Here is a 17,354-nt window from a genome sequence, read left to right on the forward strand (position 1 = left end):
TTTTCCTTGCAAAATATAGATGCCAGCCTATGCTTTGCATATGGATCGCTTTTGCGTTTGCCCGCACTCTCATTATGTCCAGGAACTAACGCTGCCCAAGAACATAAATAAGCGGCGCTGGGAAACTGTTTCTCAATGCTTGTCTTTCCATTTTCATTCTCTGTGGTGCAGCGCTGGTTCCCGCGCTGCGTGGAAGGCTAACGGGAAACAAATGCTCAATAATTCAACTTGACGAGGCTGCCGGCGGATCGATCGGCTGCATCGCTCTGTTAACTGGCAGTTACACGGCACTTCGCAGCGGAATGGTGTAAAAAGAAGAGCACCGCGGGATGTGAGGTGCCCTTTTGCTTCATTCCCCATCCTTATGTTCGCAGTTTACTTCCGTAAATTGATTTAAAGGAAAGATGGTGGGTACTTTTGTCTCCGGCGCCTGTACGAATTCCACAAAATCTTTACCGACGCGGATTAATTTCCCCTTCAGACTTCCGATTTCTTCGGCGGTTGCAGTTAAATCAAAGGATTTTACGGATTTTACGGCCGAGTTCAGCACAATGAAGAAAGACGTTTTGATAACCACCTGCGTTTCTCCAACTATAAAGGACGTAGAACTCACGTTAGTAAGCTTTCCGGTTGTTCGGGTTAATCGGGGAAATCCTGGTTGAAACACCGTTACGATGCGGCCGATCATCGGTTTCAGACGTTGAACCAGCGTGATATTCTCAGGGGCAGGGCAGCCGTGAATTCTGATATCGCTCAACAAGAAACACCTCCTATCGAGGACTGTATGCTTGTAATTTATGCGGACGCTCCGTTATTGACTGGACCAATCACCACGGACGTGCAAACGGGCAGTATAATTGCAAATGATGAAGGATATTTCAGAAAAATGTGGAATCTCTACGAGGATTAGTATTGAAAAGATCAGTTTGTTGATGTGTGAAAAGGGATTCGCACCTCAGAAGGGGGCCCAAATGAACGAAACAGCACTGGAGCATGCACTAGAACTTCAGTTATTTGACAGCTTGAAGCCGGAGTTAACATCGTTCTGTTATAGAATGCTAGGATCGATCGATGACGCAGACGATGCCGTTCAAGAAGCCTTTATTCGTGTTTGGCAAAGTTGGAACTCATTCAGACAGGAATCCTCTTACAAAACATGGGTCTATCGGATTGCTTCAAATATATGCCTGGACAAGCTAAGACAAGCTAAACGGCGAACTCGTCCCGTTGACTTTTCCGACCCCGCGGCATCCATTATCGGCCCCAGTGAAACGTTGCCTGACTCATCCTGGATCTGGCCTGCCCCCGCATTTTCGGAAAATCCAGAAGATATACTCATTCGCAAAGATACCCTTCAACTCTGTTTTATTACACTCTTGCAAATTTTGCCTCCACGTCAACGTGCAGCTCTCATTTTGAAAGACGTATTTGAGTGGTCCTCCAAACAGATTGCAGCAACGTTAGGAATGTCGCCAGCAGCAGTTAACAGCGCCTTGCAAAGAGCCAGAGAAACGATGGATCGGGCGAAACTCCGTTCTGAAGAATACAGCTTGATGGATGTCCAGCCTGATCAAGAACTGCTTTCACGGTATGTGGAAGCTTTTGAACGATTTGATATCCATGCACTGGTAGCCTTGTTTCATGAGGAAGGCCATATGTCTATGCCGCCTTTCCCTATGTGGGTACGCGGCAAGGACGATTTGTTCAAGTTTTTTTCACTTACACGCTGGCATTGTGACGGGTCCCGGTTTTTGCCGACTACGGTGAATGGCGGTTACCCTGCTTTTGCGCAATATGTGCCGAGCAGTGACAAAACCTGCTTGGTACCCTGGGGAATTCACGTCATTGTAATGAAAGACAAGAAGATATTCCACATCCAAAATTTCATCAACACAAAATTATTTTCGCGATTTGGACTTCCTGAACAATTAGACCGATGAATATTGCAATCGGATTTCGTCTAAATAAAAGAGAATCCAAAAAACAATAATCGAGTGAGGTGCTTCAAAATGGAAACAAGTAATAATAAAAAAACGAAAGTAACCGTTCAGGCAGTCATTCAAGCGCCAGTAGAAAAAGTATGGAGGTATTGGTCTGAACCGGAACACATCACGAAGTGGAATCAGGCTTCAGAGACATGGCACTCGCCAAGATCGGAAAATGATTTGCGGGTTGGTGGCAAGTTTCTTACAAGGATGGAAGCGAAAGACGGCAGCATGGGCTTTGATTTCGGCGGGGTATACGATGCAGTGAAGCAGCATGAGCAAATTTCATACACACTGGGAGATGGGAGAAAAGTGGATATCACCTTCGTCAATCAAGGAAATGAAACGAAGGTCGTTGAAATTTTTGATGCTGAAAGCACCCATTCCATTGAAATGCAGCAGGCGGGCTGGCAAGCGATTATAGACAATTTCAAAAGATATACAGAAGAATTCTAATTACCAATCTAAATTCTGAGGTGATTGAAATGGCATTGACCTCCTCACACATTTTTGTGAACTTGCATGTAAAGAAGGTACTCTCGCACTCGGATTTGAGGAGAACCACTTACAACGGTATTCAGACCAAGTTCAATGTCTACGTTCAATCCCCTAGTCTGAAAAGATTGGGGGATTCTGCGTCGTTTTCCGTTGGCAAGAACCCATTTTTCCTGGTATATATGAGTTATAATCAATTTGAAAAAAATGATAAGGATGGCCCGTCTAAAGGCAACCATTGAATTAGGATGGGCGATTTAAGTTGTACGACGCATTCCTTGAACTCTTAGTGGTGTGGAGGTAGATCCTAAGGATGAACAAGAGTTATTGTTTCAGTCAAAATGAAATCGAAAATTTAACTAACCGTTTTGGTAAAGATTTTTATGAAAAAGTTTTGAGGGATATCGAAGTATGTGCCGATAAGTGGACTTTAACTTCTTTCCAATTTATTCCTTCCTATTCTGCAAACTTAGTTTTTATATGCTATTCAGAAATCTTTGGAAACGTAGTGCTGAAAATAGGTAATCCTTCGTTCGGAGAACTATTTACAGAGTTTAATACTTTGTGTCAATATAACGGCAGACGATTTTGCAGAGTCTTTGACGCAGACATTGAAAACGGTATCATACTTGAAGAATGTGTGCAACCGGGTAGTCCTTTAAGGAATGAGAGTTCTCTTGATAAAAGACTATCCGTGTTCTGTTCCCTATATAAGGGCTTGCATCTAACTCCACCTCGAGCAGAAATATATCCGACTTACAAAGAGTGGGTCGCCAGGATAACAGAATATATGAGCAAACGACACGACTGTAAAGAATTATATTCATATATGAAAAAAGCTAAGAATATATGCTTATCGGTTTCTACTCTGTATTCACAACAGATGCTGCTGCATGGCGACTTTCATCATGATAATATTTTACTCAGTAATAATGGAGACTATGTAATTATCGACCCTAAAGGCGTAATAGGCGATCCTGTATTTGATATTCCACGTTTTATATTAAATGAATTTGGTGATGAAATAACTACGGAATTATATAAGAAAATAAACGGTATAATAGGCTTTTTAGAAAAAAATCTTAATATTCCAAGCGACATATTAAAACAATGCCTTTATGTGGAAACTGCAATGGGAGCATGCTGGAACGTAGAAGACGGATCGCCCCCTGAGGATTATCCGAGTCTTATAAAAAACGTGGCTTTCGCAGAATCAATTTTGAATACTTGATTTGAGGAAAACGCAGGTGCCACTATTTTATGATCCATTCAATAAAAGACCCGGGGACCAGTGCCGCAATACCCGATCAACTTCAGGCGCGAACACAGGTTTACTGATAAAATCCTTCATGCCGGCCGCCAGGCACATGTCACGGTCCGTGTTCTGGGCGAAGGCGGTAACGGCGATAATGGCAGGTCCGTCCGAGTCTCCCTCTTCAAAGTGGCCGAGGATAGCTGCGGCCGCTTCAAAGCCGTCCATCACAGGCATTTGCAGGTCCATAAATACGAAATCATATTGACCGTGTTTGACGGCACGAACGGCCTCGGCGCCATTCACGACCACATCTGCTTCGTAGCTCATTTTTTTTAATATTGAGGTAAAAATGAGCCGGTTCACCGGATAGCTCTGAGGATAGCCCTGCTTGGCAAGTCCAAAATGATGCAGCGTTTTGGGGAGGTCCTTTGGATCAACTATAGGGCCCCAGTACATGCCAATTAACTCCTCCAGAGTGTAGCCGGTGAGCTTTTCCAGATTGGCATTCGCCGTCAAATAGTCCCCATCGAGATTCATGGAGTAGACGGCAGCCGGATTGTTATCGAAAAGAGATTTGTAGCGCTGCTCGCTCTCCTCGAGTAGTTGATCGGCCTTCCTGCGGTCCGTGATATCGCGGGAAATGGATATGATCTCTTCCATATTCCCGTTCTCGTCAAATGTGAAACGGCTGGATGATTCGAGCCAAATGTAGCTGCCGTCTTTGCGGCGGAACCGGAAGATGACTTTGTCACGCTCTGAACGTTGGGCGGCGGACAAAAAGTTCTTCACCCGTTCCAAGTCGTCAGGATGAACGAAGTATACACCGCTCATGGCGATCATTTCTTCCGGTTCATATCCCAAAATCGACTTACAAATGGGTGACGAGTAGACCACAGTCGCCTCATCGTCCGCTTTTTGCCGCGAAATCCAATCCAGCGAGACTTCAGCTATCATCCGGTGTTTACGCTCACTGTCCAGCAGTCTCTCAACGTACCGATGCTGGTCTGTGATGTCAGTGATATGGACAAGCAGAAGCGGGGAAGCATCCGTACGCTGACCAGTCAGCGGCGAGATGTTGAGCGATACTCTGACGATATGTCCGTCTTTATGGAGATATCGGCGTTCCATTTTATAGGGAAAAAGTGTCTGATCCGAAGCAGCCCCGATGATTACAGGATCGCTGTTTAACGCCTTGTCCTCGGGATGAGTAAAGCTGCTGTCAATGCTGCCCTGCAGTTCCTCAAGCGTGTAACCGAGTATTTTGCAAAAAAACGGATTGGCTCTAATCCACCGGTTCTTGTCGGGTGCGTAAACACCAATGCCGAAAGGAGCGCTGTCGTAAGCTTGCGCGAATATATGATTGTTACCCTCATTATGAACCATCGTTGGAACAGCCTCCTCAAGGCTTACTTAAGAGATAGTCATCGTCCTATCAGTATACAATTCCATCGATTCGCAGCACAATACGCTTTTCACTCTTAACACATTTGTGTCAGGTAAAGCTGATGATCAGAGTGTAATGGAAATTGCACGATAGACCAATCACCCACAAATGCGTCATGCTACAGTGCAGACCCTTGAGGAGTTGTATGGGATCGTATTGCTTATGGGGGTAGACTGCACAAATTGACCAAAATGACAAGATCATTGAGTTACTGAATGAATTGAAAAGTAACTGAAGGCTGGCGCTCGACAAACGGGCAGCTTTCAACAAGTAGTGTTATAAGCTCCTCACAGTGTGAAAAAGGAGATATGATGGTATGGCAAAACCCGTTTAGCCGATCAACTTCATCAAACCTTTGAACTCCAGTTCCTCGAACTTCAGGATGACCCGGTCACGTTCCATCGCCCAGCAGCAGCGGTCAAGCTCCAAAGTGACCGGCACATCGCACCGGATTCGTGCAAGGTCACGGGATAAATGAAGCATCTCCAGCTCCGCTTCGATCTTGGCGCGGACGCCTTTTGGCAGCTCGCTCAGGTTCTCGATGATGCCGTCAATCGATCCGTACTGCTGCAGCAGCTTGACCGCCGTCTTCTCGCCGATTCCTTTGACACCCGGATAATTGTCGGCCGTATCTCCCATGAGACCTTTGAGATCGATTATCTGGATAGGGGTCAGCTGTTTCTCCACAAGCAGCACATCCGGGTCGTAGACCGCGTAATTGGACAGCCCTTTCTTCATAATAATGACCTTGACCCGTTCGCTCAGCAGCTGCAGCATATCGTGGTCTCCGGAGAGGATCATGACGCCGGTGCCGGTGCCGCTGTACAAAGCCGCCAACGTTCCGATGCAGTCGTCCGCTTCATAGCCCTCAAGCCCCACATTCGGGACACCGAAGCTTTCCACGACTTCCTTGACCAGATCGAATTGGGGGATCAGCTCCTCCGGGGCCGCCAGCCGGTTCGCTTTATAGGCTTCGAACTGCTGTGTGCGGAACGTCTTGCTTCCCATATCCCAGCAGCATACCACATGGGTCGGCTGAAACGTCCGGATCGCATCCCAAAAATATTTGACGAAGCCATGCACCGCATTGGTCGGCAGGCCGTAGCTTGTTTTCTGTATATATCCGCTGAAAGAAGACGCGTAAAAAGCCCTGAACAATAGAGCCATTCCGTCTACCAGCATCACGCTGTTTGGTTTTGTTTCCTGCAATTTGAATCTCTCCCACTGATCTATGATTCTATCTATTATACCACTTCTTTGGAATATTCGGGAGAGTTTAAGATACGGGTCTGACTGTTACTTCAATGATAAGGAAAAACGACCAGCTAATTGAACCCAGCCAGTCGTTTATCTTCCCCCAATAGCCCGAGACGTTAAAAATGGTCTGAACCCTACAAATCCTACAGCGACAAAGGACAGCATATTTCAGCGTTCAACAGCTGCGGCAGCTGGCTGGCTATGGCGTTCCCTGTATTGCAGCGGAGTCATGCCCAGCCTCTTTTTGAAAACATGGTGCAAATAATTCCCATTGGAAAAGCCGTTGCGGACCGCCAGCCGGTCGATCGAATCCTCCGAGACCGTCAATTCGGAACAGATTTGCGAAATGCGCAGATTTTCCAAATACGCCGTGAATGTTCCCCCCGTCTGTCCGCGAAGAATGCGTTGAAGCTGGCGGGGGCTGATCTGTACCTTTTCCGCGACATTCTCCAAAGTTATGGGCAGCATATAGTTATCGCGGATAAATTGCACGGCCATCAGGCAGCGGTGTTCCTTCATGTCCCTAACCGGCAGGGTATTCCCGGGATCGGAAGTGTAGGCGGACAGAGTGCGCAGCAAAATTTGAACAATGGACTGCTTGAGCAGCGTGTACAAACCAAGCTTCTTCTCGCTCCAAGCGGTATAGGCTTCGGCGAAGCCGTCCATCGCTCCGTGCTGGTCAAGCACCGGGATTTTCGGCAGTCCTTCCAGCTCCCGGAAGAATTGTTCGGCCTCGGAATTTTCCCAATTCCTGCCCCATTCGTTCCGGCTTTCTTCGGCTTGTGCAGGTTCCTGTAACGGATGGATGTCTAAATGCAGGCAGAATTCCTCCATAGCTTCAGCAGAGTCAGCCTCCTGCCGATGCACTACGTTTGGTCCGGTGACATACATCATTCCATCCTGAAGAGGGTACGTGGTCCCTTCCAATATGACGGTCCCTTTTCCGCGCGGGATATAGTGAAATTCATATTCGGAATGTTTATGGTAATCGACCACTTTACCGGGAGGGAAGGTGGTGTAGTGGAATTTGAGCACACGGATGCCGTAATTCCCCCAGGTGAATTGGAGTTCAAGGCGATCCAAAGCTTGCGCGTTCATTCTCATCATTTCAAAAGGGAATCGTCTGTCCGGGCACAGCTTCCAAGTCTCCATGGTCTCTCACCTCATTCCTGCTTTAAACGGCGTATTATGCCAATTGGTCCAATGCAATCGCCTTGCCGGCTTTTGCGGAAAGATTGGATGCGTGCATCAGCGTCGTCAAATCGACAGCCATTTGGATGTTCTCCGAAGCGACGGTTTCATTCTTAATGTGGTTAACCCATTGGCTGAAGGCCGATTCTTTGCTGTCAGGCAGGTCTGTCAAGGCGTGCCACTCTTTATTCTCCAGCTCTGTGCTGCGAACGAGCAGCCGGTTATCATGCGTGGAGTATAGCAGCGAACCCTTCGTGCCGTGAATTTCAATAACAAAAGGGGACGACGGATTCACAAATCCCGCTTCAGCGATGCCCACAGCACCATTAGCGTAGTTAAGAACCGCTACCGCGTTGTCTTCCACTTCCCTGCCCGTAACATAGCCATAGCTGGAGCTTACGCTTTGAGGCATGCCGAGGAACAGACGGGCCAGATACATCGGATGACAGCCCAGATCGATCATGGCTCCGCCGCCGCACTGCTCCAGGTTGTAAAAATGCCCCGGAAGCCAGCCGTCGGAGCTAGTGTCGTTAGGCAGCGCTCCATTATGCGACAGTCTCGTTCTCACCAATGTGAGCTGGCCGAACACGCCTTTGGCGATGAGATCCTGTACGGCAAGAGTGTAGTAGTCGTTTAAGCGGGGCAGCGAAACCGTGAGCTTTATTCCGGCGCGCTCGACCTCGGCAATGATATCGTTTACTTCCTGAACCGTCGGCGCGATAACCTTCTCGGTGAAGATGTGCTTTCCCGCGCGCGCGGCAGCCATAATCACCTTGTGATGCAGATTGGTAGGAGTATCCACAATCACGCCGCCAATGTCTTCCCTCGCGAGCAGCTCGTCCAAATTTTCGTAAAATTCCGCCCCCCGCTCTGATGCTTCCTTCTGTCCTCTTTCCTTGATTTCGTCCCATACGGCAACGATCTCCGTCTCCGGGTGTTCTGTCGCCTGCTTGGCGTAATCCTTTGCGTGAACATGCCAAAAGCTTAACATCGCTACTTTAATCATGGAATAAACCCTCCAAAATTATGACTTTACTCCATTGTACAATGAGTCGTATGCGTTATCATATTGTAATATGGCGACAAGCAGATGTGTGAAATTGCGACGTATTGAAGCGGGCCGTTGGCTTGACTTTAGCGTGTTGCGGCATCGACGATAGCGTACTTCCAGTACCTTATCTGCCCGCGGTACTGGAGATAGCGTACTTCCAGTACGCTATCTCGCTGCAGCCGGCCTACACTCCTGCTGAGCTGTCTCCCGGCCTGCTTCCAGCCCTCCATCTCCCCGCACCGCCGCTAGCGAGAAGCCGAAATATCGCCGCTCATGCTTTCTTCAAATGCTTCATAAACCTGCCAAGCCGCGCGGCAGCCTCCAGTAAAACGGGCTCCTCCTGCACCAGGGCAATACGCACATATCCTTCTCCCTGCGCGCCAAAAGCGTCTCCCGGTATAACGACAACTCCCGCATTTGCCAAGATTTCCCGGGAAATTTGTCGAGATGTCCATCCCCTCGGCACCGGAGCCCATAGGAACATTGTCGCTTTAGGAAGAGGCAAATCCCACCCCGCTTGTCGAAGCGCCGCAATGAACAGATCTCTTCGCTTCTGGTAGAAGCCCGCCACCGTTTCCTCCCTCTCCAAATCCTCCTTAAGCGCGGCAATTCCCGCTTCCTGCACAGCCAGGAAGATACCGTAGTCGATGGAACCTTTTAACCTGCGCAGCGCATGAACCGCATCCTTATGCCCCACCATAAATGCGATCCGGCATCCGGCCATGTTAAAGCTTTTGGATAAAGAATGGAATTCGACAGCAACCTCCTTCGCTCCTTCGACTTCAAGGATGCTGATCGGTTTCAGGCCGTCGAACGCCATCTCGGAATAAGCCAAATCATGCGCAATAAGTATGCGATTTGCCTTCGCAAAAGCGACAGCCTTTTCAAAAAAGGCGCGATCCGCCACCGCCGACAACGGATTGCTCGGGTAATTCAGTATCATTAGCTTGGCGGCAACCGCCGTTTCCGCTGGAATATCCTCGAATCGAGGCAGAAAATCATTCTCCGCCCTCAGCTGCAGATAGCAGGGAGTCACCCCCGCCATCACAAGCCCCGCCGCATAAATCGGATAGCCCGGGTCCGGCACGATCGCCGTATCACCGGGGTCCAGAAGTGCCATCGCCAAATGGGCCAGTCCATCCTGCGATCCCATTAACGTCGTAATCTCGTCCGCCGGATCCAGTACCACTCCAAAACGGTGTCGGTACCAGGCCGCTACGGACTGCCGAAAAGCAAGTGTGCCCTCGGAGCTCGGATAACCGTAATTCCGCGGGTTGCGCACCGCTTGCTCCAATGCCCTTATCACCCGTTCGGACGGGGGCTGGTCCGGACTACCAATTCCCAAATCAATTACATCCCTGCCCTGTCTGACCGCCTCCGCCTTCCACTGCGCCACTTCAGCGAAAATTGCCGAGCCCATCTGCTCAAGCCGCTGCGAGCCTTTGATCTCCATATTTTACCTCACTGTCAATTTCGTAATGTTGGTGCGCGTCAATATAAAACGCCAAGCCGATGAGTCCAGTACATCATGCCAATCAGCGCCGCTGCCAGCAAAAAGTAAGCCGAGCCGAAAGCCCACCGGGTTCCCGCCGGCACTTCGTAGTAGCTGTCGCTCTCGTAAGGGGTGTAGTCCATTTGGCAGTGCACAATAAGATGCAGCTGTTCGAGAGTGCTTTTCCTCTCCACCCGCACAACGCGGATTTTATGAATGAACGCCTGCTGGTTCAGCTCGATTTTGTGGTAAAGGCCGAGGCCCTCCCAGGAAAATTCCACCACCTGCAGACCGTCCATATTCGAATGCGTGGTAAAAGGCAGATCCCTCTGGTGGTTCTCCCCCGGAATCATAAAGGACGATTGTGCGAGCCAGTCCTGAATCTGAAGATCCACCTGCATCGGCAGGGTATGCCGCTCAGCGTTTTTGCGGTGTTTCACGTATTTTTTATATAAATCCCAGGCGAAGCTTATCCAAATGATAAAGAAAAGAATGCTTTTCATATAAATAATTAGCGCCAGTCCGCCGACAAGTCCCACCAGCCAGAGCCAACGCGTCACCGCCACCGAAATTCTGCCTCCGTCCAGCGGATGGATGGGAAGCAGATTGATCAGGTTCAGGAAAAACCCGGTATAAGCAATCGACAACAGAAGCGGGTAATGCCAGAGCCATCCGGCAAAAAACAAAACCGCGGCTCCTATACTGCCCAGAACAGGGCCTCCAATACCGATATAAGCTTCTGTGGCCGCGTCCCTGGGATGCTTTTTCATATTTATCAGCGCTCCCAGGAAAGGAATGAAAATCGGCGCCGTCATTGGCAGTCCCTTTCGCTTGGCGGCAATGACGTGGCCCATTTCATGGACGAACAGGAGCAGCACGAACCCGACGGCAAAAGGCAACGGTGCAAAGTAAGCATAAGCCCATATGGAAACGGCCATGGATATGAGGGCTCCTCCGGCCTTGCCCAGCTTGAGCAGCGGTACAAGGGCTTTCAGCTTCCCGAAAAACACTGCGATGACCGCTCCGATAATCCACAGCGGGTTTCGTTTCTTTTTCTTGTCCACTATGATCCCCTCCAATTAAATTATTTACGGTTGGAGCGGGATGTTCGTTTCATTTGCAGCCTGGTTTCCACACTTTCCCTGCTTTCGCAGCTCTTTCTTTCGGCTCGCTTGCTGTGCCTTCCTGCCGCCATCCTGCTGCCTTCCGCACGATTTGGCCCGAATCGGCGTTAGCCCCACACGCTCTCGTACTCCGGTTCCTTGAAGCCTACTGTTATTCTTTCGCCGTCCGCAGCAATCGGCCGTTTAATCAGCCTGCCGTTCGAGGCGAGGAGTTCGAGCATTTCCTCCTGGCTCATGCCGGTAAGCCTGTCCTTCAGGTTCATCTCTTTGTACACTTCGCCGGAGGTGTTGAACAGCTTTTTAACCGGAATGCCGTGCTTTTCCACATAAGTTCTAAGCTCCTCGATAGTAGGCGGCTGCTCGAAAAGATTTATCGCGTCCGTTTCGAACCCTTTGGCTGTAAGCCACTTAAGTGCCGCACGGCATGTCCCGCATTTGGGGTAATGGTAGAAAGTCACTTTCATTTTGAGGTCTGCTCCTTATGATACATCGTTAATATTTACGCACATTCATCAAATTGTCGGGCAAATGCAAAAGGAAGTCAAGAACGCAAGAAAGCCCCTTTTATCCAAAAGGAAGCTTCTCACTCATTCTCTAGTTTCGAGATAAAAAGACGCATATCCTCCGGCAGAGGCGCGGTGAATTCGACCCAGATCTTGGCCACAGGGTGGCTGAAGCCCATGCGGATATGGTGCAGCGCCTGCCTTTGCATGGAACTTGCCGGTTGGGAAGGCAACCCTGTAGGCGAATCCGGCACATAAAGCTTGTCGCCGATCAGCGGATGGCCCAGATGCTGCATGTGCACGCGGATTTGATGCGTCCGTCCGGTTTCCAGCCTGAGGCGAACAAGAGTCGCGCTGCTGAAACGCCGTTCCACCCGGTAATGGGTGACGGAAGGGTACCCGTCCGGCGTCACTGCCCGGAGGTGAGGATTCTCCTTATTCCGGTCGATGGGCTCGTTCACGGTGCCTTCGTCCTCCGTCATAGCCCCATACACTAAAGCGACATACTCCTTGGTCACTTCGTTCCGCTTCATTTGTTCCGACACCTGCTGGTGGGCATAAGGGGTTTTGGCGATGGCGAGCACGCCGGAAGTTTCCTGGTCCAATCGGTGAATCGGGCGAAAACGCGCCGCTACTCCCTTCTCCTGCCAGTGGCAGACAACCGCGTTGGCCACAGTGTTCACATAATGCCCATGTGTCGGATGGACAATTTGTCCCGCTTCCTTGTTCACTATGAGCAGCTGGTCATCCTCGTACAGAATCTCCAGCGGCAGCTGCTGCGGCAAAATATCGTCGGACCGCTCCTGCTCCATCCGTGCTTCGACAACATCGCCCGCCTTGACGTGGACGCTGATATACACCCGCTCCCCGTTTACAGTAATTCCCCGCTCGGTCAGCTTCAGCTTCGACAAAAGCTTCCTCGACATATGCAGTCTTTTTTGTAAAATCGTCTTCAGCACCATTCCCTCTTCTTCGGGAGGCACGATGTAAGTTAGAGGCTCATAGTAGTTCATTATTTAGACGGAACACCTCAGCGCTTCGGATATATTCGACATCGGCAGCCCCTTCGCGGAAATTGGCGGTTCTCGCCACCGTAAAGAGAAAGTCCGAGAGCCGGTTCAGGTACCTGCGGGTATGCCCATTGATTTCCTGCTGCCTCGCCAATGTCACGACACGGCGCTCCGCTCTGCGGCACACCGTCCTGCATACGTGCAGCGCTGCTGAAGCCGGGCTGCCTCCAGGCAGAATAAATCGGGTAATGTCCGGAGTCTCGGCGTCATAACGGTCAATCCACGCCTCAAGGTTGTCCACCATTTCCCCGGTCACTGCAAACGGAGAGTCTGGCTTCACACTGGCGAGATCCGATCCGCAGTCAAACAGCTCATGCTGAATTTGCAGCAGGTCACTGCACATATCGCCGAATTTCTCTTTGTCAAGGAGGCTCACAGCCTGCCCCACAAAGCTGTTCAGCTCATCCACCGTGCCGTAAGCTTCCACACGCACATCGTCTTTGTCGACTCTGCCTCCGATCACTGCCGTTTTCCCGGCGTCTCCCGTTCTAGTATATATTTTCACCGCGATCCCTCCCTTAGCCGGAAGCCGCTTATTTTTCAGCTATGGACTTCATCACTTTCAGCGCGTTATCTTTGTTTTTGACATTCATCGGGATAAAAGCGATCAAATCTTTGCCGTTTAAATTTTGTTCCTTGAACCATTTGGTGTTTTCCAGAGGGAGGCCGTACAGATGCTTCTCGGTTTTACCGTTGTCCGTGGTTTCCAGATAGCCTTGCTGCACGTCCTCGGGCTTCAAATTGCTGCCCTCGATAACAGAATCCAGCGCTGCATAGCCCTTCTGTTCTCCCATTGCTTTGAATTGGTCATAAGAGACCACAATGATTCCGTTCTCTCCCGCTGCGATCTCTACAATCAATTTTTCCAACGAAAAAATCGGTGAACCGTTAATTTCAATTGTCGGCTTATCTCCCACTTTGGCTTGCAGCGAAGCTTTCAGCTTGTCCGCCGCACCTGCAGGCAACCCGTTCGCAGGCATCATAAAGATCGGCACATCCGCTTTCGGCGCTCCGCACCCCATCAGTACCAACAGCAGCAGAAAGGGCAACCATAATTTCCTCATCCGTATCCTCCCTTATGTAACCAGCGCAACTCCGCCTTCAACTATTCAAAAAAAAGCCGGTGAAGATCACCGGCTCCCTCTTTATTGTCAGGAACTTTTGATCCTGTCCACAAACCTGCCCATTCGCTCGATCGCTTCATTCAGCTGGCTCACCGAGGTCGCGTAAGAGCAGCGTACAAAGCCTTCCCCGCCCATGCCGAACACGTGTCCGGGCACCGCGGCAACCTTTGCATCCTGCAGCAGCTGCTGGGCGAATTCCTCGGATCCGAGTCCCGTGGACATGATCGACGGGAACGCGTAGAAAGCCCCCTGCGGCTCGTGGCACTCCAGCCCGATTTCGCGAAATCCTTTGACGACCAGCCTTCTGCGCTGATTGTACGACTCCACCATCCGGTCCTTATCTTCCTGTCCGTTCCTCAAAGCTTCCAGAGCGGCCACCTGCCCCATAACAGGTGCGCACATCACCGTGTATTGATGGATTTTGAGCATGGCCGAGATAATATCGCGGTGGCCGCAAGCGTAGCCCATTCTCCAGCCTGTCATAGCAAAAGCCTTGGAAAATCCGCTGACGACAATCGTCCTATCCCTCATTCCGGGAATGGAGGCGAAGCTGACGTGCTTCTGGCCGTAAGTGAGTTCGGCATAAATCTCATCGGAAATAACGATCAGGTCCTGCTCTTCCACAATTTTGGCAATAGGCAGCCAATCCTCGTATGTCATGATTCCGCCGGTCGGATTGCTCGGATAGCTCAAGATCAGCACCTTCGAACGCGGTGTCAGAACACTGCGCAGCGCTTCCGGCGTCAGTTTGAAATCATCCTCTGCGAACGTTTCAATCCCTACCGCCACGCCTCCGCCGATGGTTGTGATAGGAGAGTACGAGATGTAGCATGGCTCCGGAATGAGAATTTCATCCCCTGCGGTGATCAAAGCGCGCAAAGCCAGGTCAATCGCCTCGCTGCCGCCTACGGTGACGAGCACCTCATCGCCCGGGTCGTATGAAATCGCAAAGCTGTCATGAAGATAAGAAGCGATAGCTTCCCTCAGTGCCGGAATACCCGAATTAGCGGTATATTTGGTCATTCCCCGCTCCAGAGAGGTGACCGCAGCCTCCCGCACCTTCCAGGGCGTGGAAAAATCGGGTTCTCCAACGCCCAGAGAGATAATGTCTTTGCTCGCGCTGACCAAATCAAAAAAACGGCGGATTCCGGACGGCGGAATATCTCTGACCAGAGGAGCCAAATAATCTTTCATATTTTTTGTGCCGGGTGTGGTTACTGTCTGTTCCTGGTTGATCATAGCTTCTCTTCCTTTACGGGGAAATCAGCAGCCGGTGGTCATCCTCGCGATCTTCAAAGATGATTCCGTCCTGCTTGTATTTTTTCAATATAAAATTCGTTTTTGTCGAAAGCACGCGGTCGAGCGGAGAAAGCTTGTTGGAAACGAACGAGGCGACCTCCTTCAGACTGTGCTCCTCCACTTCCACCAGCAAATCGTACGAGCCTGACATCAAGTAAACCGATTTCACTTCCGGATATACATAAATCCGCTCCGCTATCGAGTCAAACCCTCTTCCCCGTTCGGGCGTGATCTGCACTTCAATCAGGGCGGTCACCCGTTCACTGTCTACTTTGCTCCAGTTCACAACCGTCGCATATTTAACGATTATGTTCTCTTCTTCCATCTCGCGGATCGCTTGCTCCACCTGTTCCGTGGAAGCCGCAAGCATCGTGGCGATCAATTCCGCGCTTCTACGCGAATCTTCCTTGAGCAGTTCCAACACTTTAAGTTTGAATTCGTTCATTGCGCAGCCTCCTGAATGGACTTTCCATTTTCATATTACACCTTTACAGCCCGCCTGCAAAGAACGAATATTAATTGTTGATAAAATAGAAAAAACCGGAAGAAGATCTTCGCATTCAAGCCTTCCGCCGGGTAATTTGTACGATTTGTATACGGCTTTCTGATTACGCACTTACCTTAGGACCTGAAAAAATTTCAGTGGAGTGCGCTAGGGTTAAGGGACAACCGCCACTCCGCACCTATCCCGCAGTCGCTTGAAGCTGAAGCAGCTTGCACAGATGCTCCTCAACACGCCTTCCCTCATGCGTAGCGGCAATAAGAAACGAAATTCCTCCAGTCTGCGGCCCGCACGGTGCTTTCAAAGTGCCTACCCCAACCAGCTGATCCTTGTCATACACGGAAATAACACGGCTGCTTTGGCAGAGATCCGCATAATCCAACGCTTCTTTCCGGGAAGCCGATTGTCCGCCTTTTTGCATAAGCTTTGTATACTGAGCTGCCGAAGGCACATCTTGCTGAAAAGACAGCATACCGTTCACACCCTTTTCGATTTATTTGAATTTAATATGGTTGAATGGAAAATGAATATCTAATATCTATAATAATACATCTATATGTATTTTTATTCAATACGTTCCAAAAAAATTCACCCTGGAAACATTTAATCCAGGATGAACCGGCGAAACTTGAACGCCTAAAATATACCCATGCTTAAATACCGTTCTCCCGTATCGGGAGCAATGCACAGCACACGTTTGCCTTTCCCGAGCTCGCGGGCAACCTGCAGCGCGGTCCACACGGCCGCACCGGCTGAAGGGCCCACAAGGATGCCCTCCCTGGCGGCCAGGTCCCGTGTAGTCGCCAAAGCGTCCTCGTCGGCCACCTGCACGATTTTATCGTAGATTGCCGTGTTAAGAATGGCAGGAATGAAGCCCGGGCTGGTTCCCACCAGCTTGTGCGGGCCCGGCTGTCCTCCTGACAGCACCGGCGAGCCTTGAGGCTCAACGACATAAATGGCCAGCCCCGGCAAATGCTTTTTCAGCACTTCGCCCGTGCCTGTAATAGTTCCCCCGGTGCCGGATGTGGCGACGAACGCGTCCAAACGGCCTTCCGTCTGCTGAAGGATTTCCAGCGCCGTCGTAACCCGATGGATATCAGGATTGGCCGGATTCTCGAACTGCTGCGGAATATAGCTGTCCGGGATTTGATCCCTCAGCTCTATCGCTTTCCTTATCGCCCCGGGCATCCGTTCCGCCGCCGGCGTCAGCACTACCTCAGCTCCGTACGCTTTAAGCAGGTTGATCCGCTCTTTGGTCATATTATCCGGCATAACCAGAATAGCTTTATATCCTTTAGCCGCCGCATTCATCGCCAGGCCGATCCCCGTATTGCCGCTGGTAGGCTCAATGATGGTGGCTCCCGGCTTTAAATGCCCGTCCTTCTCGGCCTGCGCTATCAAATTATAAGCGGCGCGGTCCTTCACACTTCCGCTCGGATTGAAATACTCCAGCTTGACGTAAACCTCCGCATCCTCTACCCCTGTCAGGCGGTTGATCCGCACGGCCGGGGTTTCGCCGATCAGCTCCGTAATGCTGTTAACCATTCTGCGCTGCTCCAACT

General features: G+C 50.3%; 18 protein-coding genes and 1 pseudogene. 3 read left to right on the forward strand and 16 right to left on the reverse strand.

Annotated features, from left to right (window positions below):
- Window positions 1-47 precede the first annotated feature (47 nt).
- Together ACZ5N7_RS11045 and ACZ5N7_RS11050 are read right to left on the reverse strand one after the other, a co-directional pair.
- Window positions 48-128, reverse strand: a pseudogene (locus ACZ5N7_RS11045) (hypothetical protein); the annotation flags it as partial.
- Between the two features lie 221 nt (window positions 129-349).
- Window positions 350-757: a hypothetical protein gene (locus ACZ5N7_RS11050; RefSeq protein ID WP_464654229.1), complete on the reverse strand. Its 408-nt coding sequence runs from the start codon at window positions 755-757 to the stop codon at window positions 350-352.
- Window positions 758-971: 214 nt separating this feature from the next.
- On the opposite strand from ACZ5N7_RS11050, the gene ACZ5N7_RS11055 reads away from it, so the two are divergent.
- From ACZ5N7_RS11055 to ACZ5N7_RS11065, 3 genes are all read left to right on the forward strand, one after another.
- Window positions 972-1,940, forward strand: a complete 969-nt coding sequence (locus ACZ5N7_RS11055; protein ID WP_464654230.1) for a sigma-70 family RNA polymerase sigma factor — start codon at window positions 972-974, stop codon at window positions 1,938-1,940.
- A 69-nt stretch (window positions 1,941-2,009) separates the two neighbouring features.
- Window positions 2,010-2,441, forward strand: coding sequence for an SRPBCC family protein (locus ACZ5N7_RS11060; protein ID WP_464654231.1), 432 nt, complete (start codon window positions 2,010-2,012; stop codon window positions 2,439-2,441).
- A gap of 352 nt (window positions 2,442-2,793) precedes the next feature.
- Window positions 2,794-3,711 carry an aminoglycoside phosphotransferase family protein gene (locus ACZ5N7_RS11065; protein ID WP_464654232.1) on the forward strand — a complete coding sequence of 306 codons (918 nt, stop codon included), beginning with the start codon at window positions 2,794-2,796 and terminating at the stop codon, window positions 3,709-3,711.
- A 27-nt stretch (window positions 3,712-3,738) separates the two neighbouring features.
- Here ACZ5N7_RS11065 and ACZ5N7_RS11070 read toward each other — a convergent pair whose 3' ends face one another.
- From ACZ5N7_RS11070 to cysK, 14 genes are all read right to left on the reverse strand, one after another.
- Window positions 3,739-5,118: a PAS domain S-box protein gene (locus ACZ5N7_RS11070; protein WP_464654233.1), complete on the reverse strand. Its 1,380-nt coding sequence runs from the start codon at window positions 5,116-5,118 to the stop codon at window positions 3,739-3,741.
- Window positions 5,119-5,509: 391 nt separating this feature from the next.
- Complete coding sequence (locus ACZ5N7_RS11075; RefSeq protein ID WP_464659237.1) at window positions 5,510-6,361, reverse strand: 5'-3' exonuclease; 852 nt, start codon at window positions 6,359-6,361, stop codon at window positions 5,510-5,512.
- Between the two features lie 243 nt (window positions 6,362-6,604).
- Entirely contained in the window at window positions 6,605-7,588 is a 984-nt protein-coding gene (locus tag ACZ5N7_RS11080; RefSeq protein WP_464654234.1) for a helix-turn-helix domain-containing protein, read from the reverse strand.
- Window positions 7,589-7,622: 34 nt separating this feature from the next.
- Window positions 7,623-8,633, reverse strand: a complete 1,011-nt coding sequence (locus tag ACZ5N7_RS11085) for a Gfo/Idh/MocA family protein (protein ID WP_464654235.1) — start codon at window positions 8,631-8,633, stop codon at window positions 7,623-7,625.
- Window positions 8,634-8,949: 316 nt separating this feature from the next.
- Window positions 8,950-10,131 carry an aminotransferase class I/II-fold pyridoxal phosphate-dependent enzyme gene (locus ACZ5N7_RS11090; RefSeq protein ID WP_464654236.1) on the reverse strand — a complete coding sequence of 394 codons (1,182 nt, stop codon included), beginning with the start codon at window positions 10,129-10,131 and terminating at the stop codon, window positions 8,950-8,952.
- Between the two features lie 38 nt (window positions 10,132-10,169).
- A complete protein-coding gene (locus ACZ5N7_RS11095; protein ID WP_464654237.1) occupies window positions 10,170-11,234 on the reverse strand; it encodes a site-2 protease family protein in 1,065 nt (354 codons plus the stop codon).
- Between the two features lie 167 nt (window positions 11,235-11,401).
- The gene (locus tag ACZ5N7_RS11100) at window positions 11,402-11,758 is read right to left on the reverse strand and encodes an arsenate reductase family protein (protein ID WP_464654238.1); all 357 of its coding nucleotides are present in this window, start codon (window positions 11,756-11,758) and stop codon (window positions 11,402-11,404) included.
- 119 nt (window positions 11,759-11,877) lie between these two features.
- Window positions 11,878-12,810: an RluA family pseudouridine synthase gene (locus tag ACZ5N7_RS11105; RefSeq protein WP_464654239.1), complete on the reverse strand. Its 933-nt coding sequence runs from the start codon at window positions 12,808-12,810 to the stop codon at window positions 11,878-11,880.
- Window positions 12,797-13,372 (reverse strand): cob(I)yrinic acid a,c-diamide adenosyltransferase, encoded by a 576-nt coding sequence (locus tag ACZ5N7_RS11110; protein WP_464654240.1) that lies wholly within the window; start codon window positions 13,370-13,372, stop codon window positions 12,797-12,799. Before ACZ5N7_RS11110 ends, ACZ5N7_RS11105 begins: the two co-directional genes overlap by 14 nt.
- A gap of 28 nt (window positions 13,373-13,400) precedes the next feature.
- Entirely contained in the window at window positions 13,401-13,931 is a 531-nt protein-coding gene (locus ACZ5N7_RS11115; RefSeq protein ID WP_464654241.1) for a hypothetical protein, read from the reverse strand.
- Window positions 13,932-14,018: 87 nt separating this feature from the next.
- A complete protein-coding gene (locus ACZ5N7_RS11120) occupies window positions 14,019-15,230 on the reverse strand; it encodes an aminotransferase class I/II-fold pyridoxal phosphate-dependent enzyme (protein ID WP_464654242.1) in 1,212 nt (403 codons plus the stop codon).
- A gap of 13 nt (window positions 15,231-15,243) precedes the next feature.
- The gene (locus ACZ5N7_RS11125) at window positions 15,244-15,735 is read right to left on the reverse strand and encodes an Lrp/AsnC family transcriptional regulator (protein WP_464654243.1); all 492 of its coding nucleotides are present in this window, start codon (window positions 15,733-15,735) and stop codon (window positions 15,244-15,246) included.
- Between the two features lie 238 nt (window positions 15,736-15,973).
- A complete protein-coding gene (locus ACZ5N7_RS11130; protein ID WP_464654244.1) occupies window positions 15,974-16,264 on the reverse strand; it encodes a hypothetical protein in 291 nt (96 codons plus the stop codon).
- A gap of 164 nt (window positions 16,265-16,428) precedes the next feature.
- Complete coding sequence (gene cysK / locus ACZ5N7_RS11135) at window positions 16,429-17,337, reverse strand: cysteine synthase A (protein WP_464654245.1); 909 nt, start codon at window positions 17,335-17,337, stop codon at window positions 16,429-16,431.
- Between the last annotated feature and the right edge of the window lie 17 nt (window positions 17,338-17,354).

This window comes from Paenibacillus sp. JCM 18996 (assembly GCF_055392555.1).

Excerpts from the sequence above, each read along its gene's own strand:
- ACZ5N7_RS11065 (WP_464654232.1), top strand. The coding sequence starts at position 2,794 with ATGAACAAGAGTTATTGTTTCAGTCAAAATGAAATCGAAAATTTAACT.
- ACZ5N7_RS11120 (WP_464654242.1), bottom strand. The coding sequence starts at position 15,230 with ATGATCAACCAGGAACAGACAGTAACCACACCCGGCACAAAAAATATG.
- ACZ5N7_RS11055 (WP_464654230.1), top strand. The coding sequence starts at position 972 with ATGAACGAAACAGCACTGGAGCATGCACTAGAACTTCAGTTATTTGAC.
- ACZ5N7_RS11075 (WP_464659237.1), bottom strand. The coding sequence starts at position 6,361 with ATGCTGGTAGACGGAATGGCTCTATTGTTCAGGGCTTTTTACGCGTCT.
- ACZ5N7_RS11115 (WP_464654241.1), bottom strand. The coding sequence starts at position 13,931 with ATGAGGAAATTATGGTTGCCCTTTCTGCTGCTGTTGGTACTGATGGGG.
- ACZ5N7_RS11090 (WP_464654236.1), bottom strand. The coding sequence starts at position 10,131 with ATGGAGATCAAAGGCTCGCAGCGGCTTGAGCAGATGGGCTCGGCAATT.
- ACZ5N7_RS11080 (WP_464654234.1), bottom strand. The coding sequence starts at position 7,588 with ATGGAGACTTGGAAGCTGTGCCCGGACAGACGATTCCCTTTTGAAATG.
- ACZ5N7_RS11070 (WP_464654233.1), bottom strand. The coding sequence starts at position 5,118 with ATGGTTCATAATGAGGGTAACAATCATATATTCGCGCAAGCTTACGAC.
- ACZ5N7_RS11060 (WP_464654231.1), top strand. The coding sequence starts at position 2,010 with ATGGAAACAAGTAATAATAAAAAAACGAAAGTAACCGTTCAGGCAGTC.
- ACZ5N7_RS11085 (WP_464654235.1), bottom strand. The coding sequence starts at position 8,633 with ATGATTAAAGTAGCGATGTTAAGCTTTTGGCATGTTCACGCAAAGGAT.
- ACZ5N7_RS11130 (WP_464654244.1), bottom strand. The coding sequence starts at position 16,264 with ATGCTGTCTTTTCAGCAAGATGTGCCTTCGGCAGCTCAGTATACAAAG.
- ACZ5N7_RS11105 (WP_464654239.1), bottom strand. The coding sequence starts at position 12,810 with ATGAACTACTATGAGCCTCTAACTTACATCGTGCCTCCCGAAGAAGAG.
- ACZ5N7_RS11100 (WP_464654238.1), bottom strand. The coding sequence starts at position 11,758 with ATGAAAGTGACTTTCTACCATTACCCCAAATGCGGGACATGCCGTGCG.
- cysK (WP_464654245.1), bottom strand. The coding sequence starts at position 17,337 with ATGGTTAACAGCATTACGGAGCTGATCGGCGAAACCCCGGCCGTGCGG.
- ACZ5N7_RS11125 (WP_464654243.1), bottom strand. The coding sequence starts at position 15,735 with ATGAACGAATTCAAACTTAAAGTGTTGGAACTGCTCAAGGAAGATTCG.